Here is a 24,460-nt window from a genome sequence, read left to right on the forward strand (position 1 = left end):
CGGCTCCCCTTACGCGACCGCATCCGAGGGCGGAGTGGTCGGCTCGATGTTGACGAGCCAAGCCTTGAACTCCGGCGTCTCGGTGTTGGCATCGCCGACGACGGGCGTCAGCGAGTTGGGATGCCATCCCTTCTTGGTGTGGCCCATGAAGCCCCAGTGCTGCGGGATGCCGACGACGTGGACGGGCTTGCCGTCGCAGATCAGCGGCTTGATCCGCTTGGTCACCACGGCCTTGGCCTTCAGCGAGCCGCGCTTCGACCAGACGCGGACCCACGCGCCCTTGGCGATGCCCTTCTCCTTGGCCAGCTCCTCCGAGATCTCCACGAAGGCCTCCGGCTGGAGGATCGCGTTGATCCGGGCGTGCTTGGTCCAGCCGTGGAAGTGCTCGGTGAGGCGGTAGCTCGTCGCCGCGTAGGGGAACTCCTTCGCGTCGCCGAGGTCGGCCAGGTCACCCTTGAAGATGCGGGCGGCGGGGGCGCCCTTGATCTTCGGGAAGGCGACGTTCTGCACCGGGGACTCGAAGGGCTCGTAGTGCGTCGGGAACGGCCCGTCGCGCATGAGGCCGCGGGTCCACAGGCGGGCGACGCCCTCCTGGTTCAGGATGAAGGGGCCGACGCCCTTATCGGGCGCCACGGTCACGCCGTAGTCCGGCACGTCGAAGCCGACCCACTGCTTGCCGTTCCACTCGATGAGCTTCTTCTTCTCCGACCACGGCTTGCCGTCGGGATCGCAAGAGGCGCGGTTGTAGAGCACCCGCCGGTTGGCGGGCCACGCGAAGGCCCAGTTGGGGGCGATGCCCTTGTCGCCGGGATCGGTGTTGTCCCGGCGGGCCATGGTGTTGCCCTTCTCGGTGTAGCAGCCGGAATAGATCCAGCAGCCGCAGGCCGTCGAGCCGTCGTCCTTGAGCTGGGCGAAGCCGTCGACCTGCCGCCCGGCCGGGACCTGGGCCCCGTTCAGGTCGGTGGTCGGCGCCACGGTGTAGCCGTTGAGCTCGCGGGCGAGCTCGCTCGGCGTCGGCGAATCCGCCACCGCGTAGTTCCAGGTCAGGTTGACGATCGGGTCCGGGAAGGCGCCCCCGTGCTTCCGGTACTTCTCCTTCATGCGGAGATGGATCTCCGACATGATCTCGATGTCCGAGCGGCACTCGCCCGGCGCTTCCTGCGCCTGCCAGTGCCATTGCAGCCAGCGCGACGAGTTGGAGAGGGAGCCCTCCTCCTCGACGAACAGGGTGGTGGGCAGTTCGAACACCTCGGTCTGGATCTGGGTGGGATCGACGGGATTGTACTCGCCGTGGTTCTCCCAGAAACGGGCCGTCTCGGTCTTGAGCGGATCCATCACCACGATGAACTTCATCTTGGAGAAGGCTTCCGTCATCTTCGCGCGGTTCGGGAACGACAGCAGGGGGTTGAAGCCCTGGATGACGTAACCCGTCATCTTGCCCTGCTTGGCGAGCTCGAACCCACGCATGACGTCGTAGGTCGGCACGTCGAGCTTCGGCAGGTAGTCGTAGGCCCAGTCGTTCTCTTTCTGGGCCTTGTCGCCCCACATCGCCTTCTGGAAGGAGATGAAGAACTTGTTGTAGTTCTGCCAGTAGCTCGTCTGTCCCGGGCGCAGCGGCTTGAACTGCCGCTTGGCGATGTAGCTCGCGTAGTCGGGCTCCTTCTCCACGGGAATGTTGAGATAGCCGGGGATGAGGTTGCTCATCAGCCCGATATCGGTGAGCCCCTGGATGTTGGAGTGGCCGCGCAGGGCCTGCATTCCGCCGCCGAGCATGCCGATGTTGCCGAGCAGCGTCTGCACGATGCACATCGAGCGGATGTTCTGCGAGCCCTTCGAGTGGTGCGTCCAGCCGAGCGCGTAGAGGGACGCCATGGTCCGGTCCGGCGCCGCGGTGGTCGCCATCATCTCGCAGACCTTGAGGAAGGTCTCCTTGGGCGAGCCGCAGATTTTCTCCACCATCTCCGGCGTGTAGATGGCGACGTGCTTCTTCAGGAGCTGCATGACACAGCGCGGATGCTGCATCGTCTCGTCCACCACGGCGTAGCCGTCGGGGCCGATCTCGTAGTCCCAGGTGGTCTTGTCGTAGTCCCGCTTGTCGGCGTCGTAGCCGGCGAACAGGCCCTCCTGGAAGTCGTAGCCCTCGCGGACCACGTACCCGGCGTTGGTGTAGGCCGAAACGTAGCGGTGCTGGAGCTTGTCGTTGTCGAGCAGGTACTTGGCCACGCCCGACAGGAACGCGATGTCCGTCCCCTGCCGGATCGGGCAGTAGAGGTCGGCCACCGACGCCGTGCGGGTGAAGCGCGGGTCCACGACGATGAGCTTGGCGTTGTTATGCGCCTTCGCCTCGACGACCCACTTGAAGCCGCAGGGGTGAGCTTCGGCGGCGTTGCCGCCCATCACGGTAATGACGTCCGCGTGCTTGATGTCCATCCAGAGGTTGGTCATCGCACCGCGTCCGAAGGAGGGCGCCAAACTGGCGACCGACGGACCGTGTCAAACCCTGGCCTGGTTGTCGAAGACCAAGGCCCCCATGCTTCGGACCACCTTGTAGGTGAGCCACGCCGTCTCGTTGGTGGTGGCGGAGGCGCCGAGGAAGCCCGTCGTGGTCCAGCGGTTGACCGTGAGGTCGCCATTCTTGGCCAGGAAGTTCCGGTCGCGGTCCTCCTTCAGGAGGGTGGAGATCCGGTCGAGGGCGAAGTCCCAGGAGACGCGCTTGAACTCGGAGGTGCCCGGCGCCCGGTGGAGCGGGTACTTGGTCCGGGTGTCGGCGTGGATGAAGTCGAGGAGCGCCGAGCCCTTCGGGCAGAGGGTGCCGCGGTTGATCGGATGATCCGGATCGCCCTCGACGTGCATCACCGACGAGCGGGCGTTCTTCGACCGGTCGCCGAGGCTGTAGAGGATGACGCCGCAGGCCACCGAGCAATAGGGGCAGGTGTTGCGCGTCTCGCGCATCTGCGCGAGCTTGAAGGGCCGCACCGCAGCGGCCATGGCGGGCTGGAGCCCCCCGAAGCCGAGGGCCCCGAGGGACCCTCCTGCAAGACCGGCGCCGACACCCTTCAAGAGGCCGCGCCGGGAGACCTGGACCGTCATGTCCGCTCCCACGTGTACACTGGTATAATTCGAAATCTGTCCCAGAGAATGGCGCGCAAGGCAAGTGCGGTCCGCTGACACGGATTGCTTTTTGGAAAGGGCCGCGCCGTACGCTTTTCACCCTCCCTTAATCCTTGTCGTGGCGGCACTTTATGATACGGCGGCGGGCGCTCCGGCCCGCCCGTCCGGCACGGACGCCCGGGGGCGATCCGACCCGTCCCGGAAGCCGGGGCGGCGGCCCTACTTCGCCGGGTTGGCGGGGTTCGAGCCCGACGGCGTCGGCGCGCGGTGGTCGAGGGGCGCCTGCGGCTCGGTCGCCGCGGTGCCGCCGGGATTGGCGGCCGGCACGGGGCGGTCTCTGTTCTCGGAGATGGAGCGGCCGCCGGGATTGGGCGCGTCCTTGGCGGCCGATTCCTCGCGGGGGACGGGGGCTTGGCTCCAGCCGTCCTGGGCGCTGCGCGACTTGTCGCCCATCACGTCGACACCCTTGATCTCGCCGGGCTTGGTCTGGGCCAGGGCGGGGGACACCGCCAGCAGGAGTGCGGTGAGGGCACAGGGCAGGCTCAGGGACGTCCGGATCACGGGAATCCTCCATCGGGCAGGCAGATGACGGGAACGAGGCGCCAACACACGGTCCGCGTGGCAGGTTCCGGGGCAGGACGGGGCGTCGCGGCAGGGGCCGGGGACCCGGCCGTCAGGGGCTCATTAACCAAGCCGTGCCATCCTCGACCAAGCCCGATCCGGGGCCGTACGAGGTCCGCCCCATGTCGAAGACGCAAGCCGAGCGCCCGTCCTTCGGGACCGATCTGCCCCCGGCCGGAGGCTCCGCCGAAGGGGTGCCACCCCTCAGCCGCGCCGTGCGCCGCCATCTCGGCCAGAACCTGCGCGGGCACTACGCCGATTCCCTTTCCGCCCCGGTGAGCGAGCGCCTCGAAGCCCTCATCGCGCAGCTCGACAAGCCCGGCCGCTGAGGCCGACGCCTCGCGCGCGGCCTCCCGCAGGACGGCCAAGCAGGGCAGGCGAGGGCGCATCGACGTGCGCCAACGCACATAAAATTGTTCTTTCTTTCAATCCGCGCCGGGCGATAGGTTCCATCTGGATTTTGCCCGGATCGGAGAAGAACCCTCCTATTCGCCTGCCGCTCGCCCTCGCCTTCGCTACCTGTCCCGGCCTCGGTCCCGCCGCCGCCGCGACGCGGGGCGCGGCCCGCGCTTGACTTCGTTCGTTAAAAAGAACGAACTCCGTCCCGTTTCCCGGATCGTGTCGTCCGGGCGTGGACGGAGAATCGAATGCGACAGGCGTGGCTCCCGACGCTCCTCACCGGGGCGGCCGGCGGATGGTCGGCAGGATCTCGCCGGGCGGGCGCGCTGGCCCTCCTCGGGGCGCTGTCCGTGGCGGCCCCCGGCGTACCCTCGGCCGCCCGCGCCGAGACCGCGCTCCTCAACGTCTCCTACGATCCGACCCGCGAGCTGTACCGGGAGATCAACGAGGTCTTCGCCAAGAGCTACAAGGCCAAGACCGGCGAGGAGGTGACGGTGCGCGCCTCCCACGGCGGCTCGGGCTCCCAGGCGCGGACGGTGATCGACGGGGTCGATGCCGACGTGGTGACGCTGGGCATCCCCTCCGACATCGACGCCATCGCCAAGCTCACGAAGAAGATCCCGGCCGACTGGCGCGGCAAGCTGCCGAACGAGTCGCTGCCCTACACCTCGACGGTGGTGTTCCTCGTGCGCAAGGGCAACCCGAAGGGTGTGAAGGACTGGCCGGACCTCGCCAAGCCCGACGTGAAGGTCATCACCCCGAATCCGAAGACGTCCGCCGGCGGGCGCTGGAACTTCCTCGCCGCCTGGGGCTACGCCTACGGACAGGACAAGGACGCGGCCAAGGCCGAGGCGTTCGTCGGCCAGCTCTACAAGAACGTCCCCGTCCTCGACACGGGCGCGCGGGGCTCCACCGTGACCTTCGCCCAGCGCAAGCTCGGCGACGTGCTGCCGACCTGGGAGAACGAGGCCTATCTCGTCCTGCAGGAATTCGGCGCCGACAAGTTCGACATCGTGGTGCCGCCGACCTCGATCTACGCCGAGCCGCCCGTCGCCCTCGTCGCCGCCAACGCCGAGCGCAAGGGCACGACCAAGGCCGCCCAGGCCTATCTCGACTTCCTCTACACCGACGAGGCCCAGAAGATCTTCGCCAAGCACCATTACCGGCCGTTCAAGGCGGAGGCCGCCAAGGATGCCGGGCTGCCGGAGGTGAAGCTCTTCAAGATCGAGGATTACCTCGGCTCCTGGGACGACATCCAGGCGAAGAACTTCGACAATGGCGGCCTGTTCGACAGGCTGAGCCAAGCCGGCCGTTGAGCGTTGTCGCAAACCATGGCCGCCACCCTCGCCCCTTCGCAGGCTCCGCCCCGCCCCGCCCGGCGCTTCCGCCGCCAGAGCGTGATCCCCGGCTTCGGCCTGAGCTTCGGCTACACGCTCGCCTGCCTCGGGCTGGTGGTGCTGCTGCCGCTGGCCGGGCTGGTGGTGAAGGCCTCGGGGCTGGGCCTCTCGGGCATCTGGAAGGTGGCGAGCGACCCGCGGGTGGCGAGCGCCCTGAAGCTGAGCTTCGGTGTCTCGCTGCTCTCGGCGCTGGTGGCCTCGATCTTCGGCTTCATCGTCGCCTGGGTGCTGACCCGCTACCAGTTCCCCGGCCGCAAGATCGTCGACGCCGCCGTCGATCTGCCCTTCGCCCTGCCGACCGCCGTGGCGGGCATCGCGCTCGCCTCCCTCTACGCGCCCGACGGCCTGATCGGCGCACCCCTCGACCGGCTCGGGATTCAGGTCGCCTACACGCCGCTCGGCGTGTTCGTGGCCATGACCTTCGTCGGCCTGCCCTTTGCCGTGCGGACGGTGCAACCGCTGATCGCCGAGATCGACAAGGAGGTGGAGGAGGCCTCCGCCACGCTCGGCGCCACCCGCCGCTCGACCCTCCTCAAGGTGGTGCTGCCGCCGCTCATCCCGGCGGTGCTCACCGGCTTCGCCTTGGCCTTCGCCCGGGGCGTCGGCGAGTACGGCTCGGTGATCTTCATCGCGGGCAACCTGCCCTACGTGTCGGAGATTGCGCCGCTGCTCATCGTCATCAAGCTGTCCGAGTTCGACTACGGCGGCGCGGCGGCCATCGCCACGATCATGCTCGGCATCTCCTTCCTGACCCTGCTCGCCATCAACCTGATCCAGGCGTGGTCGCGCCGGAGGTTCGGCTATGTCTGAGATCTTCTCGCCCGTCCGCGTCGCCGAGGCGCGGCCCGCCCCCGTGACGGGGGAGGGGGCCGGCGTGCGCGGCGCGCTGATCGTGATCGCGATCACCTTCCTCGCCCTGTTCCTGGTGCTGCCGCTCGGCGCGGTGTTCGTGCAAGCCTTCGCCCACGGCGTCGGCGCCTATCTCGATGCCTTCAAGGAGCCCGACGCCCTCTCGGCCATCCGCCTGACGCTGACGGTGGCGGCCATCGCGGTGCCGTTCAACCTCGTCTTCGGGGTGGCCGCCTCCTGGGCGATCGCCAAGTTCGAGTTTCCGGGCAAGGCGTTCCTGATCACCCTGATCGACCTGCCCTTCTCGGTCTCGCCGGTGGTGTCGGGCCTGATCTACGTGCTGCTCTTCGGCAGCCGCGGCCTGTTCGGCGGCTGGCTGCAGGAGCACAACATCCAGATCCTGTTCGCCCTGCCGGGGATCGTGCTGGCCACGATCTTCGTGACCTTCCCCTTCGTCGCGCGGGAGCTGATCCCGCTGATGCAGGAGCAGGGCTCCTCGGAGGAGGAGGCCGCGCTGACGCTCGGCGCCTCCGGCTGGCACGCCTTCCGCACGGTGACGCTGCCCAACATCCGCTGGGGCCTGCTCTACAGCGTGCTGCTCTGCAACGCCCGCGCGATGGGCGAGTTCGGCGCGGTCTCCGTCGTCTCCGGCCACATCCGGGGGTTGACGAACACGATGCCTCTCCACGTGGAGATCCTCTACAATGAGTACAACTTCGTCGCCGCTTTCGCTGTCGCCTCGCTCCTCGCAGCCCTCGCCCTTGTCACACTCGTCGTCAAATCCGTCCTGGAATGGCGCTACGCCGGCGAGCTCGCGGCGGGCCGGAAGCACTGAGCGCGCCTCGACGGCGATCCGCGTCGAGGACGTCTCGAAGACCTTCGACACGGCGGCCGTGCTGCACGACCTCTCCCTCGACGTGCGGGCGGGCGAGCTTCTGGGCCTGCTCGGCCCCTCGGGCTCGGGCAAGACGACGCTGCTGCGCATCATCGCCGGGCTCGACGCGCCGGATCGCGGCCGCATCCTGTTCGGGGGCGACGACGCCACCGGCCTGCCCGTGCAGCAGCGGGCGGTGGGCTTCGTGTTCCAGCACTACGCACTGTTCAAGCACATGACCGTCGCCGACAACATTGCCTACGGCCTCAACGCGAGGCGGCGGGCGGAGCGGCCCGCCAGGGCCGAGATCAAGCGCAGGGTCGGCGACCTCCTCGACCTGATCCGCCTCTCGGGCTTCGGCGACCGCTACCCGTCGCAGCTCTCCGGCGGCCAGCGGCAGCGCGTGGCGCTCGCCCGCGCGCTCGCCGTGGAGCCCCGCGTCCTCCTGCTCGACGAGCCCTTCGGCGCCCTCGACGCCCAGGTCCGCAAGGATCTGCGCCGCTGGCTGCGGGAGATCCACGACCGCACCGGCCAGACCACGATCTTCGTGACCCACGACCAGGACGAGGCGCTGGAACTCTCCGACCGGGTCGCCGTCCTCGACAAGGGCCGCCTGGAGCAGGTCGGCACGCCGGACGAGGTGCAGGAGAACCCGGTCTCGGCGACCGTGCTGAAGTTTTTAGGCGATTCCGTCGAGGTCGAGGCCATCGCCGAAGGCGGACGCGTGAGCGTGCGCGGCCGGGAGACCCCCGTGGCGGCCCCCGCCGGCCTCCTCGGCCCGGTGAAGCTCTATGTGCGCCCCTGGCAGCTCCAGCTCGTGGAGCCGGAGGCCGCCCACCTCGCGGGCACGGTGCGCTCCTCCTACCGCAGCCAGGGCCGCCAGCGGATCGAGGTCGAGGAGCCGGGCGGCCACATCCTCGCCGTCGAGGATTTCGACGGCGTGCGCTACGCCGCCGGGCATCCGGTGGGGTTGCGGATCAACGGGGGGTATGTGTTCGGCTGAGGGCACAGCCCCTCTCACCCCGTCTCGGGGGAGGGGCGCTCCTTCACACGCCCATCGTCGTTGCGCGCGCCCGCGAAGCGATCCACGGTGGCGCCGCGCTGAGGAATGCCCCGCATTCCCGGATTGCTTCGCTCCGCTCGCAAGGACGGGGGGAGCATCGGAGCAGGCGCACCATCGACGGATCGCCGTCGGCCCGGGAGGGCCGAGCGGTGCCACCGCCTACCGGAGTCTCCGCCCCTTGTCCCACGCCCGTCCCGACATCCTCGCCGCCATCGGGAACACGCCGCTGATCCGCCTGCGCCGGGCCTCGGAGGAGACCGGCTGCGAGATCCTGGGCAAGGCGGAGTTCCTCAATCCCGGCCTGTCGGTGAAGGACCGGGCGGCCCTCTCCATCGTGCGGGATGCGGAGACGCGGGGCCTGATCCGGCCGGGCGGGACCATCGTCGAGGGCACCGCCGGCAATACCGGCATCGGGCTCGCCCTGGTGGCCGCGGTGCGGGGCTACCGCACGCTGATCGTCATCCCCGAGACCCAGTCCGAGGAGAAGAAGCAGACCCTGCGGCTGGCCGGCGCCCGCCTCGTGGAGGTGCCCGCCGTGCCCTTCGCCAACCCGAACAACTACGTCCACGTCGCCCGGCGCCTCGCGGAGGCGCTGGCCGCCCGGGACGAGGCGGGGGCCTTCTTCGCCGACCAGTTCGACAACGTGGCCAACCGCCGGGCGCACGTCACCGGCACCGGGCCGGAGATCGTCGAGCAGACCGGGGGCCACGTGCACGGGTTCACCTGCGCCGCCGGCACGGGCGGGACGCTCGCGGGCGTCGCCGAGGCCCTGCGCGCCCGTAACCCGGCGGTGAGGATCGCCCTGTCCGATCCGGAGGGCTCGGCGCTCCATGCCGGCTACACCACCGGGACCTTCAAGGCCGAGGGCTCGTCGATCACCGAGGGGATCGGTCAGGGCCGGGTCACCGGCAACCTCGCGGGCTTCACGCCGGACCTGTCCTTCCGCATCCCCGACACGGAGGCGCTGGGCATCGTGTTCGGGCTGATGCGGGAGGAGGGGCTGTCGCTCGGCGGCTCGTCGGGGATCAACGTCGCCGGGGCGATTCGCCTCGCCCGCGCGCTGGGCCCCGGCCACACCATCGTGACGATCCTGTGCGACGGGGCGGCGCGCTACGCCTCCAAGCTGTTCAACCCGGCCTTCCTCACCGAGCGCGGCCTGCCCGTGCCGGACTGGCTCGACGCGCGGGAGACGCCGCTGCCCGACTGGCGGGCGTAGTGTGCGAGGCCCCCGCAGGAGCGGCCGCGGGGCCGGATTCGCGCCCACGAACGATCCGCGCGCCCCATCCGGCAGCCGACTCACAAAAAACTGCGCAATCCCCTGAACGGAACGAATTGCCGCGGCGTTTGCACGGTCACGCTCGCCACCTGCGACCGTTCGGAGATCTGACCGCATGTCCCTCGTTACCATCCTCCTCATCATCCTGATCATCCTCGCCTTCGGCGGCGGCGGCTTCCTCGGTGGCGGCGCCTATCGTGGGCCGGGCTTCGGCCTGGGCGGCATCCTGCTCATCGTTCTGATCGTCCTGCTGGTCACCGGCCGGCTCTGATCCGTCCCGTCAGGCCGTGCCTCCCCCACCCCGGCGGCGGAGGCACGGCCGCTCCGGCCACGCTCGACACGGGCGCGGTTCTGTTATCCTGCCAGGCTTCAAGCCCCGCTGTCCCTCGCTAGAATCGGGTTCCCTACGACAGGCGCCAGGGGCCGGTTCGGCACGCCGCGAAGGCGCGTGCGATCCGAGGGAGGCCGCCCCGTGGCGTTGAACCTGACGCAGACACTCGTCCGATCCCCCGCGAGCGCGATCGCGCCGACCGGTGGTCGTGCGGCGCGCGGACGGCGCCCTTCTTTTCCCCGGAGGCGGGCCGAGAAGCCCGTCATCCCATCCATCCACCCTCATCCTGAGGTGCGGCGAAGCCGCCTCGAAGGAGGCCTCCGGGGATCGCTGCGACGTCTGAAGGCCTCCTTCGGGGCCTCCGCTGCACTCCGGCGCCTCAGGATGAGGTCACGAATGGGAGAAAGGCCGGCCTCGCCGCACCTCACGATGAGGGGATTGCCAGGAATGCGGGCTGACATGACAGAATTGGGCTCGACCGGAGGTCCGACATCGTGAGCGACCAACCCCAAAAAGAATCCCACGGGCCGCTGACCGGGATGCGCGTGCTCGAACTCGGCCACTTCGTCGCCGCCCCCTTCGGAGCGCGGCTGCTGGCCGACCTCGGCGCCGAGGTGATCAAGGTCGAGGCGCCGGGCGGCGATCCGGTGCGGCAGTGGGGGCGGCAGGTGGAGGGGGCGGGCGCGCCCTGGACCTCCATGCACCAGCGCAACAAGCGCAGCATCGTCCTCAACCTCAAGGATCCCCGCGCCGTCGACATCGTGCTGAAGCTCGTTTCGACCTGCGATGCGGTGATCGAGAACTTCCGCCCCGGCCAGCTCGCCAAGATGGGGCTCGGCCGCGAGGCCATGGAGAAGGCCCGCCCCGGCATCGTGATCGCCCGGATCTCCGGCTACGGGCAGGACGGGCTCTACCGCGACCGCGCCGCCTTCGGCGTCATCGGCGAGGCGATCGGGGGGTTGCGCTACCTCACCAATCATCCGCCCGCCATCACCGACCTGCCACCCTCGCGGGTCGGCATCTCCATCGGCGATTCCATCGCCGGGCTCTACGCCGCCTTCGGCATCGTGGCGGGCCTCTGGGCGCGGGACCGCAGGCAGGGCGGCGACGGGCGCGGGCGCGACGTCGACGTGGCGCTCACCGAATCCGTCCTCTCCATGATGGAGGGGATGCTGCCGGAATACGGCGTGTTCGGCTCGGTGCGCGAGCCGCAGGGCGCGCGCATCGCCACCGCCTCGCCGTCGAGCGCCTACCCGACGCGGGACGGCAAGTGGATCCTCATCGCCGGCAACTCGAACCCCATCTTCGCACGACTGGCCGGGCTGATGGGCAAGCCGGAACTCGCCACCGACCCGCGCTTCATGGGCAACGCCGCCCGCGTCGCCAACGTCGAGGCGCTCGATGCCCTGATCGGCGACTGGTCGGCGCAGCACGACGCCGCCGCGCTCGACACGCTCCTGGCGGAGGCCGACGTGCCCTCCACCATCGCCTACACGGCGGCCGAGATCGCCGCCGACCCGCAGTTCCGGGCCCGCGGCATGGTGCAGGAGGTGGAGGATCCGGCCTTCGGCAAGGTCCTGCACGCGGGCGTGGTGCCCCGTGTCACCGACGACCCCGGCACGATCCGCTGGGCGGGTCCGGCGGCGGGCGCCCATACCGACGACATCCTGTCCTCCTGCGGGTTCGAACCGGACACGATCGCGGGCCTGCGGTCCGAGGGGGTGGTGGCGTGAGCGCGCTGGAGATCGTCGAGGTCGGCCCGCGGGACGGCTACCAGGGCATCGGCCCCTTCATCCCCACCGAACGGAAGATCGCGCTCCTCGAACGGCTGGCCGGCGCGGGGCTGACGCGGATCGAGATCGGCTCCTTCGTCAGCGCCTCGGCCCTGCCGCAGATGCGCGACACCGCCGAGATCCTGGCCGCCTGCGCCACGCTGCCGGCGGTGCGCCCGCAGGTGCTGGTGCCGAGCGAGCGCCGGGGCCGCGACGCGGTGGCGGCGGGCGCCCCCTGCCTCGTCTTCGTGCTCTCGGTATCCGAGGCGCACAACCGCAACAACGTCCGCCGCAGCCCGGAGGAATCGGCGGAGGAGTACGAGCGCCTGCTCGCCGCGATCCCCGCCGACGTGGCGATCCGGCTCGACCTCGCCACCTCCTTCGATTGCCCCTTCGAGGGCCGCATCCCCGAGGAAACGACGCTCGCCCTCCTCGACCGGCTGGTGACGGCGAAGCCCGAGGCCGAGATCTGCCTCTGCGACACCACCGGCCGGGCCGACCCCGCCCATGTGGCGAGCCTGTTCGCGCAGGCGAAGCGGGCCTTCCCCCAGGTGGCGGCCTGGGCGCTCCACGCCCACGACACCTACGGGCTCGGGCTCGCCAACGTCCACGCCGCCTACCGGGAGGGGGTGCGGGTGTTCGATGCCTCCTTCGCGGGGCTCGGCGGTTGCCCCTTCGCGCCGGGCGCCACGGGCAACGTCGCCACCGAGGACGTGGTGTGGATGTTCGAGCGCATGGGGGTGGCCACCGGCATCGACCTCGACGCCCTGGTCGCGGTCGCTCGCGAGGGCGCGGCGCTGCCGGGCGGCCTCTCCGGCGGCCGGGTGCGGGCGGCCCTCAGCGCCGGGCCGAACGCCTGCGCGCCGGCGACGTAACAGGTTTGCCGCACCGTCTCCCCGGGGGGGGCGGTGCGAACTCGTCCCACCCTCGCCCTCATCCTGAGTATCTGGCCGGAAAGATCGTCGCCGCCTCCGTCTTTGCGAGCGCAGCGAAGCAATCCAGGGATGCGCTACGTTCGGAAACGGCCCGCTGCCCTGGATTGCTTCGCTGCGCTCGCAAAGACGAGGAGGGCTGCATGAGCTGCCAGGACCTTCACGGTCAGGCTGTCGGAATGGAATAGGCGACGACCTTTCCGGCCAGATACGCACGATGAGGGTGGGACAGGGGAACGGTGCCGGACGAGGCGCAACGGTGCCTCCTGCACCACCCCCACCCCTAACCCCTCCCCACAAAGGGGAGGGGAAAGACCACACGGGAGGATCACCATGACCGCAGGCAACGCCCTGCCGCGCGAGGAGGCCGGGGCGCCGTGGCATGCGGGGCTCACCCCGCGCCACTGGCGCATCCTCTGGGGCAGCTATCTCGGCTGGATCTTCGACGGCTACGAGGCCGTGGCCCTGGTCTATGCGCTCCGCCCGGCGCTGGGGACCATCCTGACGCCCGAGCAGGCGCAGGCCCCGGCGTATTACGTCGGCCTCGCCATCGGCATCACTCTGCTCGGCTGGGGGATCGGCGGGCTGCTCGGCGGGATCGCGGCCGACTACATCGGCCGCAAGCGGATGATGATGATCTCCATCCTCGGCTACGCGATCTTCACCGGCCTCACCGCCTTCGCGGAGACGTTCTTTCAGCTCGCGGCGCTGCGCTTCATCACCGGGCTGGCCATCGGTTCGGAATGGTCCACCGGCATCGCCCTGGTGGCCGAGACGTGGCCGAACAGGGCCCGGCCCAAGGGCTGCGGCTTCCTGCAATCGGGCTTCGGCGGCGGCGCCGTGCTGGCGGCCATCGTCTGGGCGGTGCTGGCGGCCACCAACCCGCTGGGCAACGAATCCTGGCGGATCATGTTCGCGCTGGGCGCGCTCCCGGCCTTCGTCTGCCTGTACCTGCGCCGGGCGCTGGACGAGTCCGAGCAGTGGATGCAGGCGCTCAAGGAGCGGCGCTGGGCGGCCACCGCGGAGGATGCCGGCCATGCCCCGAGGAAGGCGCAGCGCCCCTTTACCTTGGCGGAGATCTTCCGCGAGCCCGAGAGCCGGCGGCGGGTGTTCCTCGCCACCGCGATGTCCTTCGCCACCACGGTCGGCTGGTGGGCGGTCTCGTCCTGGCTGCCCGCCTACACGGAGGGGCTGGCCAAGGCGGCGGGGGAACCCGCCAACGTCTGGGGCCCGCGCATGGGCATCATCTACAACGTCGGCGCCATCACGGCCTACGTCGTCTCGGGCTTCGTCGCAGACGCGATGGGGCGGCGCCCGTTCCTGCTCCTGACCTATGCCGGCTGCATCGCCACGTCGCTCGCCTGTTATCTCTGGACGGGGAGCCTGACGGTCTTCATGGGCCTCGCCTTCCTGAACGGCTTCTTCACCCTGGGCTTCGCCTTCTCGTGGATGGCGATCTACCTCGTGGAGCTGTTCACCCCGGCGGTGCGGGCGACGGCGGCGAGCTTCGTGTTCAACGGGGCCCGGCTCGTCGCCTGGATCTTCCCCGTCATCGCCGGGCAGATCGTCACCTCCTTCGGCGGAGTCGCGGCGGCGGCGCTCACGATGTCGAGCGTCTACGTGCTGGGGCTGATCGTGCCGTGGTTCATGCCGGAGACCACGGGGAAGCCGCTGCCGGAGTGAGAAAGATCCCTCTCCCCGCCTGCGGGGAGAGGGCTCCGGCGACCTTGTCGTCGCCGGAGCGAGGCGGCAGCCAAGGGTGAGGGGGCGGCCCGGAGGAGCTTCGTCCTGTGAGCCCCTCACCATCGCTCCGGCTTCACCTCCGCTCCCCGGTTGCACGACAAGGTGCAGCCGGGCCTCTCCCCGCAAGCCGGGGAGAGGGGAAGACCCGCGGGCTACTCCTCGTCGTCGTCCTCGTCCTGGTGACGGCCCTTGAGCTTGGCGAAGACCGAGTCCGCATCGAGCCGGTCGTCGCGGCCGGGACGGTGGTCGTCCTCGTCGTGCTCCGGCTCGCGCTGGGTCGAGATCTCGGTGGGCAGGAGGGAGGCGCCGCCCTCGGCGGCGAGCGCCGCCGGCCGGTCGGCCGCCGCCTTCTGCACCTCGAAGTCGAGGTTGATCTGGGTGGTGAGGCCGAGGGTCACCGGATCGAGGGGCTGGAGCGAGCCCGAGTTCCAGTGGGTGCGCTCGCGGATCTGCTGGATCGTCGACTTCGTGGTGCCGACCAGCCGGATGATCTGCGCGTCCTTCAGCTCGGGGTGGTTGCGCAGCAGCCAGAGGATGGCGTTGGGCCGGTCCTGGCGGCGGGAGAGGGGGGTGTAGCGCGGCCCCTTGGTGGTGCGCTTCACCTCCGGCAGCTTCACCTTCGAGACGGCGGCCTTGAGCCGGTAGTGCGGCGCCTTCTGCGCCTTCTCGATCTCGTCGCGGGTGAGCTGGCCCGTGGTGATCGGATCGAGACCCTTGATGCCCGCCGCGACCTCGCCGTCGGCGATGCCCTTCACCTCCAGCGGGTGCAGCTTGCAGAAGTCGGCGATCTGCTCGAAGGCCAGCGACGTGTTCTCGACCAGCCAGACGGCGGTCGCCTTGGGCATCAGCGGACCCTGGGACATCTCTTCACACGGCTCCAACTCGGCGGAACGGGTCGGGCCGGACATCGGTCCGCGGGCTCCGGATGAACGATCCCGGAGGAAACCCGTCTCACGCTGCAAATGGGGGATGCCCGACTATAGGCGCCGCCGCCGGGGGGCGCAATCGCCGTGAGAGACGGAACGGCCGGGCCGCGGCGGCGCGTCCCGCCGCCGGACCTGTCCCACGGCTCGGAGGAATTCGACCGGGCGGTGACGGCTTTCCTGGCCAAGGTGAAGGCGGCCTGAGGCGCGGCTGAGCGGGCCGGCGGGGCGGGTTCCGGCTCGGATCGCTGCGCTTCCTCGTCCCGGCGAGGGCAGCGCAGCGACGAGGACATCATGGACGTGGCGCCAGCGACCCGCCGGCCTTCCCGCCACATCGGCGGCGGGAGCTGGTCGATCGCTGTGTCTTTTACAGCATAGCAGCCCGGTCTGCCTCCCCGTACTTCACCGGAATGGCCGCGACACGGACTATTCCCGACCCGGATCTCTTGGCGGATATTTACGAGGCCGCTCACATCCCGGAGCTGTGGCCGACGCTGCTTGATCGCCTGTCCGCCGTCAGCGACGGCTGGGGCGGCATGCTCTTCACCGTGACCCCCGAAGCGACCCGCTGGACGGCCTCGTCGGCGACGACGGCGTTCTTCGACAGCTTCCTCGCGAATGGCTGGATGAGCCGCAACCCCCTCGTCGAGCGGGGCGTGAAGCGCAACCATGCCGGCTTCCTGACGGATCTGGATCTCTTCACCCGGGAAGAGCTCGACCAAGAGCCGATGTACGCCGACATGCGCCGGCTCGGCGGGGGTTGGCACCTCGGCACGGCCATCACCGTCCCCAACGGCGACACGCTGGTCGTCAACATCGAGGGACGGCACGAAGACGCCCCGTTCACGCGGGCACAGGCGGAACACCTCGACCTCTACCGCCCACACCTCGCGCGGGCCGCGATGCTGGCCGCCCGCTATACGCAGCGGCGGTTCGAGACATCCGTCGGGGATCTCGAGGCGCTCGGGCTGCCCGCGGCGGCGCTCACCTTCCACGGACAGGTGCTGGCCGCCAATCTCGGCTTCGTGCACCTGATGCCCTCGCTGTTCCAGGACGGGCCGCGCGGCCTGATCGTCCAGCATCAGCCGGCGGCGCAGCGAATGCTCGATTTCCTGGAGACCGGCCGCTCGGATCCGAACCTGTCGGCCGGGGTCTCCATCCCGATCCCCGGCGGCGACGGGCGGGCGCCGAGCATCTTTCACCTCGTCCCGGTCCGCGGGCACGCGAGGGACGTGTTCGCCCGCGCCGCCTGCCTCGCGGTCCTGACGGAATTCAACGGAAAGGCCGTCCCCGGCCCCGAGATCGTGCAGGGCCTCTTCGACCTCACACCGGCGGAGGCACGGACCGCCCACGAGATCGCCCTGGGTAAGGGAGTCCCCACGATCGCGGGCCGGTTCGGCCTGTCGGAAGAAACCATCCGCAAGCAGCTCAAGATGGTCTACATGAAAACGGGCGTGTCCCGGCAGGCCGAACTCTCCGCGCTGCTCAACGGTCGCGCCTTGAGAATTTGAGGACAGGGGGGTTCAGGTCTTGCCCCGGGCGAAGCCACGCGGGCAGGGTCCTTCCGACCGGGATCCACCGGCGGGTGTGGCTCGACCCGATCGGCCACGCTCACGCGTCTTGGTCTTGCATCACTCTTTCCAGACACCGCTGACGCCACCGTCCGGATCGATGCACGGGGTATTCCGCCCGTCCCAAAACCCCGCCACGATGCGCGAGAGTTCCGGCGTGCGCAGGTAGCCGTAGGACTTGTGGGTGTTCTCGTGCCCGTCGGGGGCGCGGTAGGCGTTGATCACCGGCACGTCCCTGACCCTCACCCCCGCCGCGTTGGGCGGGAAGGTCGCGGCGAGGTCTTCGCCCACCGTGGCGATGTCGTTGCGGTCCATGAGGTTGTGCCACGCCGCCACGGACCGGGGCAGGCACAGGTCGCCGTGCTCCTCGGCGAGGGTCTTCTTGACCTCCGCGAGGCCCAACGGCGCGCCGAGGGTCACGAGGGTGACGGGCCCGGCCACGGAGCCGTCCCGTTCGGCCAAGCGCAGCACGTCGTAGGCGATCAGACCGCCCATGGAATGGGCCAGGAGCAGCACGGGGCCGTCCCGGTGCCGGGCCAGGGCCTCGCGCAGGCGGCCCCGGGCGGCATCGCGAAAAGCCCGGTCGTCGTGGTAGCCCCACAGGTCGTCGAGGCGAAATTCGAGGATCGCGTCGTCCACCGGCGTGAAGCCCACGGCCTCCTGCAGGGTGGCGAGGCCCCGGTAGATCCGGTCGGTGACGGTCGGCGTCCGGCGCCGGGGCTCGCCCATGGGGGAGGGGAACGGCCCGAGGCCGTGGTCCGGCCGGTAGGGCTCGCGGTTGTCCCGGTCGCGCAGGGGCTCGGGATAGCGCAGGTCCGCCCAGTAGACGAAATCGAGGGCGACCGTCTCGTCCCGGCCCAGGTTGCGCCGCAACCCCTCGGCGAGGGCGTCGGCCCACCAGCCGGCCTTCTCCTCGCGGGGGGGCTTGTTGGCGAGACCGTGGATGCCGACGATGCTGCTGGGAATGGGCGCCTCCCACGGCTTGGCCGCAGGACGCTTGATCTAGATCGGATCGTCGCAGGCGGGACTGCGACAAAACTCCGGACAGTCTCAGTCGAACAGGCTGGAGACGCTCGATTCCGTGGCGGTCCGGCCGATGGCCTCGCCGAGCAGCGGCGCGATCGACATCACCCGGATGTTGCGGGCGAGCTTCACGGCCTGGGTCGGCTGGATGGAATCGGTGATCACCAGTTCCTTCATCCGCGAGGCGGCGATGCGCGAGACCGCGCCGCCCGAGAGCACCCCGTGGGTGATGTAGGCCGAGACGTCCTTCGCGCCCGCGTTGAGCAGGGCCTCGGCGGCGTTCACCAGGGTGCCGCCGGAATCGACGATGTCGTCCACGAGGATGCAGGACCGGCCGCTCACGTCGCCGATGATGTTCATCACCTCGGATTCACCCGGGCGCTCGCGGCGCTTGTCCACGATGGCCAGCGGCGCGTCGATGCGCTTGGCGACCACCCGGGCGCGGACCACGCCGCCCACGTCGGGCGACACCACCATCCGGTCCTCGGGCGGCATCCGCTCCTTGATGTCACGCACCATGACCGGGGCGGCGAAGAGGTTGTCGGTGGGGATGTCGAAGAAGCCCTGGATCTGGCCGGCGTGGAGATCGAGGGTGAGCACCCGGTCGGCCCCGGCCTCGGTGATGAGGTTGGCGACGAGCTTGGCCGAGATCGGCGTGCGGCCGGAGGTGCGCCGGTCCTGCCGGGCGTAGCCGAAATAGGGGATCACCGCCGTGATGCGCCGCGCCGACGACCGGCGCGCGGCGTCGATCATGATCAGCAGTTCCATCAGGTGGTCGTTGGCGGGGAAGGAGGTCGACTGGACGATGAACACGTCCTCGCCGCGGACGTTCTCCTGCAGCTCGACGAAGATCTCCATGTCGGCGAAGCGCCGGACCATGCACTTGGCGAGCGGCAGTTCGAGGTAGGCGGCAATGGCCTCGGCCAAGGGCCGGCTCGCATTGCCGGCGATGATCTTGATCGAGGACTTCATGCTTTCCCGTCCGTAGGCGGCCTGCGTGACAGGCGAGGCCGCGACCTCCGCCCCACGATGACCGGGGCGGATCCATGACGGGTGAGGCTCATATCAGCCGGCCCAAACTGTCACAATGCCTTGTTGCACCCTTCGCACAGGGCGAGGGCACCGGGTCTCGCGTCCGGCCCGGAGACCGGGAGGGGAGGGCGCTCAGACCGGCTGCGGCTCCAGAAGACGGTGCAGGTGCACCACGAAGTAGCGGGTCTGCGCACTGTCGACGGTCGCCTGGGCCTTCGCCTTCCAGGCGGCCTGGGCGGAGGCGTAGTCCGGGAAGATCCCCACGATGTCGAGCCCCTTCACGTCGCGGAAGCGCACTCCGTCGAGATCCGACAGTTCGCCGCCGAACACGAGGTGGAGCCGCTGATCGCTCTCGATCGTCGTGGTCATGGTCACTCCTGCCGTGCCCGGCGCGGGCCGATTCGGGAGGGCCGAACGGAGCCGGGTGCCGCCCTGCGGTCGCAGACCGCACCGCACGCGTCAAGCCTGCGGCGGGGCGGGGACCGGCCCGCCGGGCCGTGCTATTCAGGGGCGATGAAGCGCCGTCTCCCGCGGTCCGCCGCCGCTCTCCTCGCCTGCGCCGCCCTGGCGCTTCCGGCCACCCTGGTCCGGGCCCAGCCGGCCCCGAAGCTCCGGCCCGCCGAGAGGCCGGCGGATCGGCCGGCCAAGCCGCCCGCCCCGGCGGCGCCGGTGATCGGGTGCCCCTCCCTGGCCAACTACCGGATGCTGATGCAGGGCGGTCCTGCCGCGGCGGCGGCGACCCTGGCGGATCCGAAGGCGGACCATCTCGGCTGCGCCTCCCTGCCCCGCGCCCGCATCGGCGCCGTCGTGGACAAGGTGAGCCTCGGCGGGCACAGCTACGATTGCGCCGCCGTGAAGGACACCACCGTCTGCCACTGGGTCGAGACGGGCACGCTCCCGGGGGCGGGGGAGGAGGGCTGGCGCTGACGCCGGCCAGAAGGCCCTGCGAGCCGTCTCGAAGGCCGGCCCCGCGGTCTTGCCGGAGGAGGGTTGGCGGAAGCGGATGGGAATCGAACCCACCGTACGCTGTTGGCGTACCGCTGGTTTTGAAGACCAGGAGGGCCACCAGGCCCCGTTCGCCTCCGCCGTCCGGGGTAGGCGCCGGCCCCCGGCCGGTCAAGCGGCGGGGTGGAGCGCGGGCCCGGGAAGCGTCAGTCGGACGCAGGCGCGGATCGGGGCGGGTTCCGGCCCGCCGGACGGGTATCGCCGACGGCCCGATTCGTATTAATTCCGCCACACTGTTGTGGCCCTGCACCAGTCATGCCTTTCCTCAGCCGTTCGAGGAGCGCCGCGCCCCCCGCCGGGGGCGCTCCGGCCGACTCCGACCAGACCACAGCCGGGTCTCCGCCCGGCGCGGAGTCCCCGGCGGCCGAGGCGGTCGCGGAGACGCCGCTCGCGGATTCCCTCAAGGCGGGGCCGCGCGGGCCCGGCTGGATCGGCGCCGCCGTGGTCGTCACGGCCCTGGTCTGCGCCCTCAGCACCTTCCTGATCCTGGCGGGCGTCGTCCGCGTCACCCCGACGCCGACCTACGGGCTCACGCTCCTCTCGATCAACGTCGCCCTGGTCGTGGGTCTCGTCGTGATCATCGCCTGGGAGGCACGGGTCTTCCTGCACGCGCGGCGGGCCAACGCGGCGGTGGCGCGGCTGCATTCGCGCATCGTCGGCCTGTTCTCGCTGATCGCGATCCTGCCGACCTTCCTGCTGGCCGTGGTCGCCTCGGTGACGATCGACCGGGGTCTCTCGCTCGGCTTCACCGACCGGGTCCGCGACGTGGTGCTGAAATCCGTGGAGGTGGCCGACGCCTACCAGGAGAACCAGTGCCAGTCGCTGGCCCGGGAGATCCGCATCCTCAACGACGACCTCACGAGGGCGCGGCCGAACTTCGACGTCAACCGGGCGTGGTTCGAGACCTTCCTGACCACGCGGGCGACGAATCTCGGCCTGCCGGTGGCGCAGATCATGCGCGGGCCGACCGACGTGGTGGCGCGGGCCAACATCGACGTGCTGAAGCAGGTGCGCCTGCCCTCCGCCGCCGCCTTCGAGGATGCGGGCAAGTCGACCGATCCGATCTGCCTCCTGCCCTCCGAGGGCCGGGTCTTCGCCGCCCTCCTGCGGATGCCCGCCTTCGACGACGCGGTGCTGATGGTGCAGCGGGAGGTGAACCCGCTGGCCATCGAGTTCCCCGGCGTCTCCCGGGCGGCGGCGGCGGAGTACCTGACCTACGATTCGCTCCGCCGCTCGATCCAGATCACCTTCGCCGTGGTGTTCGTGCTGATCGCGCTGATCGCGCTCCTGTCGGCGATATGGTTCGGGCTCAACTTCGCCAACCGCTTCGTGGCGCCGATCCGCCGCCTCATCAACGCCGCCGACCAAGTGGCCTCGGGCAACTTCTACGCCCAGGTGCCCACGAAGAAGACCAGCGGCGACCTCGCGAGCCTCGGCGAAAGCTTCAACAAGATGACCCAGGAGCTGCGCCGCCAGAATGCCGGGCTGACGGCGGCGAGCGACCTGATCGACGCCCGCCGCCGGTTCACCGAGGCGGTGCTGTCCGGCGTCTCGCCGGGGGTGATCGGCCTCGATGCGGCGGGCTTCGTGACCATCGCCAACCCCGCCGCCGAGCGGATGCTCGACCTCGGCAGCGACCGCTTGGTCGGCCGCTCCCTGGCCGAGGCCGTGCCCGAACTGGCCCCGGTGCTGGCCGAGGGCGGCGCCCGCCAGCGGGCGGTACAGCAGCAGATCCAGCTCGTGCGCACCCGCGGCGAGCGCAAGGAAGAGCGCACCGTCACGGTGCGGGTCACGGGCGAGCAGGCGCCCGGCGGGGCGCGGGGCGCTGTGGTGACGCTCGACGACATCACCGACCTCGTCCAGGCCCAGCGCACCTCCGCCTGGGGCGACGTGGCCCGCCGCATCGCCCACGAGATCAAGAACCCGCTCACCCCGATCCAGCTCTCGGCGGAGCGCATCCGGCGCAAGTACGGCAAGGTCATCGTCACCGACCGGGAGGTGTTCGACCAGTGCACGGCGACGATCGTGCGCCAAGTGGACGAGATCAAGCGCATGGTCGACGAGTTCTCGGCCTTCGCCCGGATGCCGAAGCCGGCCATCGCCCCCAACGATCTCACCGAGATCGCCAAGCAGAATCTCTTCATGATTCGCGTCGCGCATCCGGACATCGATTTCGCCTTCTCCGCCGAGGGCGGGGCGGGTCATTCGGAAAAGATCGTCGCGGCCTTCGACATCCGGCTGCTCAGCCAAGTGATCACCAACATCCTCAAGAACGCCGTCGAGGCGGTGGCCGAGGTGCCCGCGGACGTGCTCGGCAAGGGCAGGATCGCCCTCGACCTCGCCGTCGAGGACGGGTTCGCGGTGATCACGGTGACGGATAACGGCAAGGGTTTCCCCGCCGAGGGGCGCCAGCGCCTGCTCGAGCCCTACATGACCACGCGCGAGGGCGGCACCGGCCTGGGGCTTGCCATCGTGAGCAAGGTGCTTGAGGAGCACGGCGGCGGGATTTCCCTCAACGACAACCCCACCGGTCGCGGCGGCCAAGTGCGGATGCGGGTCCCGCGCGAGGCGGCGCCGGAGACGGGCACCGGAGCGGCCGGAGCCGCCCCGGCCCCCGGGGGATCCCCGTCCACGCCAGAGGAGAAGGGCGCCGCGCCGACGGCCCCCCGGATCGCGGAGATGCAGGCATGAGCGCCGATATTCTGATCGTCGACGACGAGGCCGACATCCGCGACCTCGTCGCCGGCATCCTCGACGACGAGGGCCACCGCTGCCGCACCGCCGGCGGCTCCGACGAGGCGCTCGCCGCGATCGAATCGCGCCGCCCGCACCTCGTCTTCCTCGACATCTGGCTGCAGGGCTCGCGGCTCGACGGGCTGCAGGTGCTCGACCTGATCAAGGCCGGCCACCCGGACCTGCCGGTGGTGATGATCTCGGGCCACGGCAACATCGAGACCGCCGTCTCGGCGATCAAGGCGGGCGCCTACGACTTCATCGAGAAGCCGTTCAAGGCCGACCGGCTGATCCTCGTGGCCGAGCGGGCGCTGGAGGCCTCCCGCCTCAAGCGCGAGGTCCGCGACCTCAAGGCCCGCTCCGGGGCCGCCGACCAGATCGTCGGCTCCTCGCTCGCCGTGAACCAGCTCCGCCAGACCATCGAGCGCGTGGCGCCGACCAACGCGCGGGTGATGATCACCGGGGCGCTGGGCGCCGGCAAGGAACTCGCCGCCCGGACCCTGCACCGGGCCTCGGCGCGGGCGAACGGCCCCTTCGTGCTGTTGAACGCCGCCGCCATCCTGCCCGAGACGATGGAGGCCGAGCTGTTCGGCGTCGAGGGCGAGAACGGGCGGCGGGTCGGCGCCCTGGAGGAGGCCCACGGGGGCACCCTCTACCTCGACGAGGTGGCCGACATGCCCAAGGAGACGCAGGGGCGGATCCTGCGCGTCCTCGTGGACCAGAACTTCCAGCGGGTCGGCGGCACCACGCGGGTGCATGTGGACGTGCGCATCATCTCCTCCTCCTCCCGCGACCTGCAGGAGGAGATCGCGGGGGGCCGCTTCCGCGAGGACCTGTTCCACCGCCTCTCGGTGGTGCCGGTGCGGGTGCCGGCCCTCTCCGAGCGGCGCGAGGACGTGCCGGAGCTGATCCGCTTCTTCATGGACAACATCTCGTCCCAGACGGGCCTGCCCAAGCGGGTCATCGCCGAGGACGCGATGGCCGTGCTCCAGTCGCACAACTGGCCGGGCAACATCCGCCAGCTCAAGAACAACGTCGAACGCCTGATGATCCTCACCCAGGCCGACCCGGACCAGGAGGTCACCTCGGAGATGCTGCCCTCCGAGATCGGCGCCCTGGTGCCGACCACTCCGGCGGGCGCGGGGGGCGAGAAGCTCATGAGCCTCGCGCTCCGCGAGGCCCGCGAGATCTTCGAACGGGAATACCTCGTGGCGCAGATCGCCCGATTCTCGGGCAACATCTCCCGCACCGCCGAATTCATCGGCATGGAGCGTTCGGCCCTCCACCGGAAGCTCAAGTCCCTCGGCATCGGGCCGTAGGCGACGGCGGGGGAGATGAGACCGCCGCCGTTCCGTCACGCCCCGGCGGGAACGGCCCTTGCTTCGCAGCCGTCTTTGGACTGCAAATGCTTTATACAGCGCCGCCCCCGGGACTTCGGACATCCCGCCGGGCGGCACCCCATCCCGACGCGGGTCGCCCCGCCGGGACAACAAGAAGGCGAACAAAATGGCCGGCGAACGGGCTCAGAACCTGCAGGACACCTTCCTCAACCACGTCCGCAAGAACAAGATTCCGCTGACGATCTTCCTCGTCAACGGCGTAAAACTTCAAGGCGTCGTGACGTGGTTCGACAACTTCTGCGTGCTGCTGCGGCGGGACGGGCATTCCCAGCTCGTCTACAAGCACGCGATCTCCACGATCATGCCCGGCCACCCGGTGCAGCTCTTCGAGCCGGACGAGACGCCCGAGAAGGGGTGAGGCGTCCGGTCTCTCCTCCCCCCTTGCGGGGAGGAGTTGGAGGTGGA

The 24,460-nt window shown here is 70.1% G+C and carries 21 protein-coding genes and 1 tRNA gene; 15 read left to right on the forward strand and 7 right to left on the reverse strand.

Annotation, left to right across the window (positions count from 1 at the left end):
* Positions 1 to 9: 9 nt before the first annotated feature.
* Entirely contained in the window at positions 10 to 3,090 is a 3,081-nt protein-coding gene (gene fdnG / locus MFF06_RS06665) for a formate dehydrogenase-N subunit alpha (RefSeq protein WP_238202266.1), read from the reverse strand.
* A 240-nt stretch (positions 3,091 to 3,330) separates the two neighbouring features.
* A complete protein-coding gene (locus tag MFF06_RS06670; protein ID WP_238202268.1) occupies positions 3,331 to 3,672 on the reverse strand; it encodes a hypothetical protein in 342 nt (113 codons plus the stop codon).
* A gap of 182 nt (positions 3,673 to 3,854) precedes the next feature.
* On the opposite strand from MFF06_RS06670, the gene MFF06_RS06675 reads away from it, so the two are divergent.
* From MFF06_RS06675 to MFF06_RS06720, 10 genes are all read left to right on the forward strand, one after another.
* Positions 3,855 to 4,061: a NepR family anti-sigma factor gene (locus MFF06_RS06675; RefSeq protein WP_238202270.1), complete on the forward strand. Its 207-nt coding sequence runs from the start codon at positions 3,855 to 3,857 to the stop codon at positions 4,059 to 4,061.
* Positions 4,062 to 4,379: 318 nt separating this feature from the next.
* A complete protein-coding gene (locus MFF06_RS06680; protein ID WP_238202271.1) occupies positions 4,380 to 5,447 on the forward strand; it encodes a sulfate ABC transporter substrate-binding protein in 1,068 nt (355 codons plus the stop codon).
* 15 nt (positions 5,448 to 5,462) lie between these two features.
* Positions 5,463 to 6,338 (forward strand): sulfate ABC transporter permease subunit CysT, encoded by an 876-nt coding sequence (gene cysT, locus MFF06_RS06685; RefSeq protein WP_238202273.1) that lies wholly within the window; start codon positions 5,463 to 5,465, stop codon positions 6,336 to 6,338.
* Positions 6,331 to 7,212, forward strand: a complete 882-nt coding sequence (cysW, locus tag MFF06_RS06690) for a sulfate ABC transporter permease subunit CysW (protein WP_238202275.1) — start codon at positions 6,331 to 6,333, stop codon at positions 7,210 to 7,212. The genes cysT and cysW overlap by 8 nt, the downstream gene beginning before the upstream one ends.
* 58 nt (positions 7,213 to 7,270) lie before the next feature.
* On the forward strand, positions 7,271 to 8,254 hold the full coding sequence (locus tag MFF06_RS06695) for a sulfate/molybdate ABC transporter ATP-binding protein (RefSeq protein WP_238202277.1): 984 nt from the start codon (positions 7,271 to 7,273) through the stop codon (positions 8,252 to 8,254).
* A gap of 238 nt (positions 8,255 to 8,492) precedes the next feature.
* Positions 8,493 to 9,530 (forward strand): cysteine synthase A, encoded by a 1,038-nt coding sequence (locus MFF06_RS06700; RefSeq protein WP_238202279.1) that lies wholly within the window; start codon positions 8,493 to 8,495, stop codon positions 9,528 to 9,530.
* Positions 9,531 to 9,705: 175 nt separating this feature from the next.
* A complete protein-coding gene (locus tag MFF06_RS06705) occupies positions 9,706 to 9,861 on the forward strand; it encodes a hypothetical protein (protein ID WP_007563230.1) in 156 nt (51 codons plus the stop codon).
* Positions 9,862 to 10,415: 554 nt separating this feature from the next.
* Positions 10,416 to 11,654, forward strand: a complete 1,239-nt coding sequence (locus MFF06_RS06710; protein WP_238202281.1) for a CaiB/BaiF CoA transferase family protein — start codon at positions 10,416 to 10,418, stop codon at positions 11,652 to 11,654.
* A complete protein-coding gene (locus MFF06_RS06715) occupies positions 11,651 to 12,568 on the forward strand; it encodes a hydroxymethylglutaryl-CoA lyase (protein WP_238202284.1) in 918 nt (305 codons plus the stop codon). Before MFF06_RS06710 ends, MFF06_RS06715 begins: the two co-directional genes overlap by 4 nt.
* A gap of 390 nt (positions 12,569 to 12,958) precedes the next feature.
* Entirely contained in the window at positions 12,959 to 14,308 is a 1,350-nt protein-coding gene (locus MFF06_RS06720) for an MFS transporter (protein WP_238202286.1), read from the forward strand.
* A gap of 212 nt (positions 14,309 to 14,520) precedes the next feature.
* Here the strand turns inward: MFF06_RS06720 and MFF06_RS06725 are convergent, their stop codons facing one another.
* A complete protein-coding gene (locus MFF06_RS06725) occupies positions 14,521 to 15,231 on the reverse strand; it encodes a DUF1013 domain-containing protein (RefSeq protein WP_238202287.1) in 711 nt (236 codons plus the stop codon).
* A gap of 506 nt (positions 15,232 to 15,737) precedes the next feature.
* On the opposite strand from MFF06_RS06725, the gene MFF06_RS06730 reads away from it, so the two are divergent.
* On the forward strand, positions 15,738 to 16,802 hold the full coding sequence (locus MFF06_RS06730; RefSeq protein WP_238202288.1) for a helix-turn-helix transcriptional regulator: 1,065 nt from the start codon (positions 15,738 to 15,740) through the stop codon (positions 16,800 to 16,802).
* 120 nt (positions 16,803 to 16,922) lie between these two features.
* On the opposite strand, the gene MFF06_RS06735 is transcribed toward MFF06_RS06730, so the two are convergent.
* The 3 genes from MFF06_RS06735 to MFF06_RS06745 all read right to left on the reverse strand — a co-directional run bounded on the left by MFF06_RS06735 (position 16,923) and on the right by MFF06_RS06745 (position 19,286).
* Positions 16,923 to 17,735 carry a lipase family protein gene (locus tag MFF06_RS06735; protein ID WP_417568535.1) on the reverse strand — a complete coding sequence of 271 codons (813 nt, stop codon included), beginning with the start codon at positions 17,733 to 17,735 and terminating at the stop codon, positions 16,923 to 16,925.
* 177 nt (positions 17,736 to 17,912) lie between these two features.
* Positions 17,913 to 18,857 carry a ribose-phosphate pyrophosphokinase gene (locus tag MFF06_RS06740; protein ID WP_238202289.1) on the reverse strand — a complete coding sequence of 315 codons (945 nt, stop codon included), beginning with the start codon at positions 18,855 to 18,857 and terminating at the stop codon, positions 17,913 to 17,915.
* A 192-nt stretch (positions 18,858 to 19,049) separates the two neighbouring features.
* Entirely contained in the window at positions 19,050 to 19,286 is a 237-nt protein-coding gene (locus MFF06_RS06745) for a DUF4170 domain-containing protein (protein WP_238202290.1), read from the reverse strand.
* A gap of 144 nt (positions 19,287 to 19,430) precedes the next feature.
* Here MFF06_RS06745 and MFF06_RS06750 point away from each other — a divergent pair, with 144 nt between their 5' ends.
* A complete protein-coding gene (locus tag MFF06_RS06750; protein ID WP_238202291.1) occupies positions 19,431 to 19,844 on the forward strand; it encodes a hypothetical protein in 414 nt (137 codons plus the stop codon).
* Positions 19,845 to 19,908: 64 nt separating this feature from the next.
* On the opposite strand, the gene MFF06_RS06755 is transcribed toward MFF06_RS06750, so the two are convergent.
* Positions 19,909 to 20,001, reverse strand: a tRNA-Sec gene (locus MFF06_RS06755).
* 176 nt (positions 20,002 to 20,177) lie between these two features.
* Between MFF06_RS06755 and MFF06_RS06760 the strand changes: the two genes are divergently transcribed.
* The 3 genes from MFF06_RS06760 (at position 20,178) to hfq (ending at position 24,413) form a co-directional block, all read left to right on the forward strand.
* On the forward strand, positions 20,178 to 22,613 hold the full coding sequence (locus MFF06_RS06760) for a sensor histidine kinase NtrY-like (protein ID WP_238202292.1): 2,436 nt from the start codon (positions 20,178 to 20,180) through the stop codon (positions 22,611 to 22,613).
* Positions 22,610 to 23,974, forward strand: coding sequence for a nitrogen assimilation response regulator NtrX (ntrX, locus tag MFF06_RS06765; RefSeq protein WP_238202293.1), 1,365 nt, complete (start codon positions 22,610 to 22,612; stop codon positions 23,972 to 23,974). Before MFF06_RS06760 ends, ntrX begins: the two co-directional genes overlap by 4 nt.
* Positions 23,975 to 24,161: 187 nt before the next feature.
* Positions 24,162 to 24,413: an RNA chaperone Hfq gene (hfq, locus tag MFF06_RS06770; RefSeq protein ID WP_238202295.1), complete on the forward strand. Its 252-nt coding sequence runs from the start codon at positions 24,162 to 24,164 to the stop codon at positions 24,411 to 24,413.
* Positions 24,414 to 24,460: the final 47 nt, after the last annotated feature.

Origin of the sequence: Methylobacterium aerolatum, assembly GCF_022179085.1 — a bacterium.
GTDB lineage: Bacteria > Pseudomonadota > Alphaproteobacteria > Rhizobiales > Beijerinckiaceae > Methylobacterium > Methylobacterium aerolatum.

Bases quoted from the DNA above. Each gene is read 5' to 3' on its own strand.
- hfq (WP_238202295.1), top strand. From the start codon at position 24,162: ATGGCCGGCGAACGGGCTCAGAACCTGCAGGACACCTTCCTCAACCAC.
- cysW (WP_238202275.1), top strand. From the start codon at position 6,331: ATGTCTGAGATCTTCTCGCCCGTCCGCGTCGCCGAGGCGCGGCCCGCC.
- MFF06_RS06760 (WP_238202292.1), top strand. From the start codon at position 20,178: ATGCCTTTCCTCAGCCGTTCGAGGAGCGCCGCGCCCCCCGCCGGGGGC.
- MFF06_RS06750 (WP_238202291.1), top strand. From the start codon at position 19,431: ATGAAGCGCCGTCTCCCGCGGTCCGCCGCCGCTCTCCTCGCCTGCGCC.
- MFF06_RS06745 (WP_238202290.1), bottom strand. From the start codon at position 19,286: ATGACCACGACGATCGAGAGCGATCAGCGGCTCCACCTCGTGTTCGGC.
- MFF06_RS06680 (WP_238202271.1), top strand. From the start codon at position 4,380: ATGCGACAGGCGTGGCTCCCGACGCTCCTCACCGGGGCGGCCGGCGGA.
- ntrX (WP_238202293.1), top strand. From the start codon at position 22,610: ATGAGCGCCGATATTCTGATCGTCGACGACGAGGCCGACATCCGCGAC.
- MFF06_RS06705 (WP_007563230.1), top strand. From the start codon at position 9,706: ATGTCCCTCGTTACCATCCTCCTCATCATCCTGATCATCCTCGCCTTC.
- MFF06_RS06675 (WP_238202270.1), top strand. From the start codon at position 3,855: ATGTCGAAGACGCAAGCCGAGCGCCCGTCCTTCGGGACCGATCTGCCC.
- MFF06_RS06720 (WP_238202286.1), top strand. From the start codon at position 12,959: ATGACCGCAGGCAACGCCCTGCCGCGCGAGGAGGCCGGGGCGCCGTGG.
- MFF06_RS06740 (WP_238202289.1), bottom strand. From the start codon at position 18,857: ATGAAGTCCTCGATCAAGATCATCGCCGGCAATGCGAGCCGGCCCTTG.
- MFF06_RS06725 (WP_238202287.1), bottom strand. From the start codon at position 15,231: ATGTCCCAGGGTCCGCTGATGCCCAAGGCGACCGCCGTCTGGCTGGTC.
- cysT (WP_238202273.1), top strand. From the start codon at position 5,463: ATGGCCGCCACCCTCGCCCCTTCGCAGGCTCCGCCCCGCCCCGCCCGG.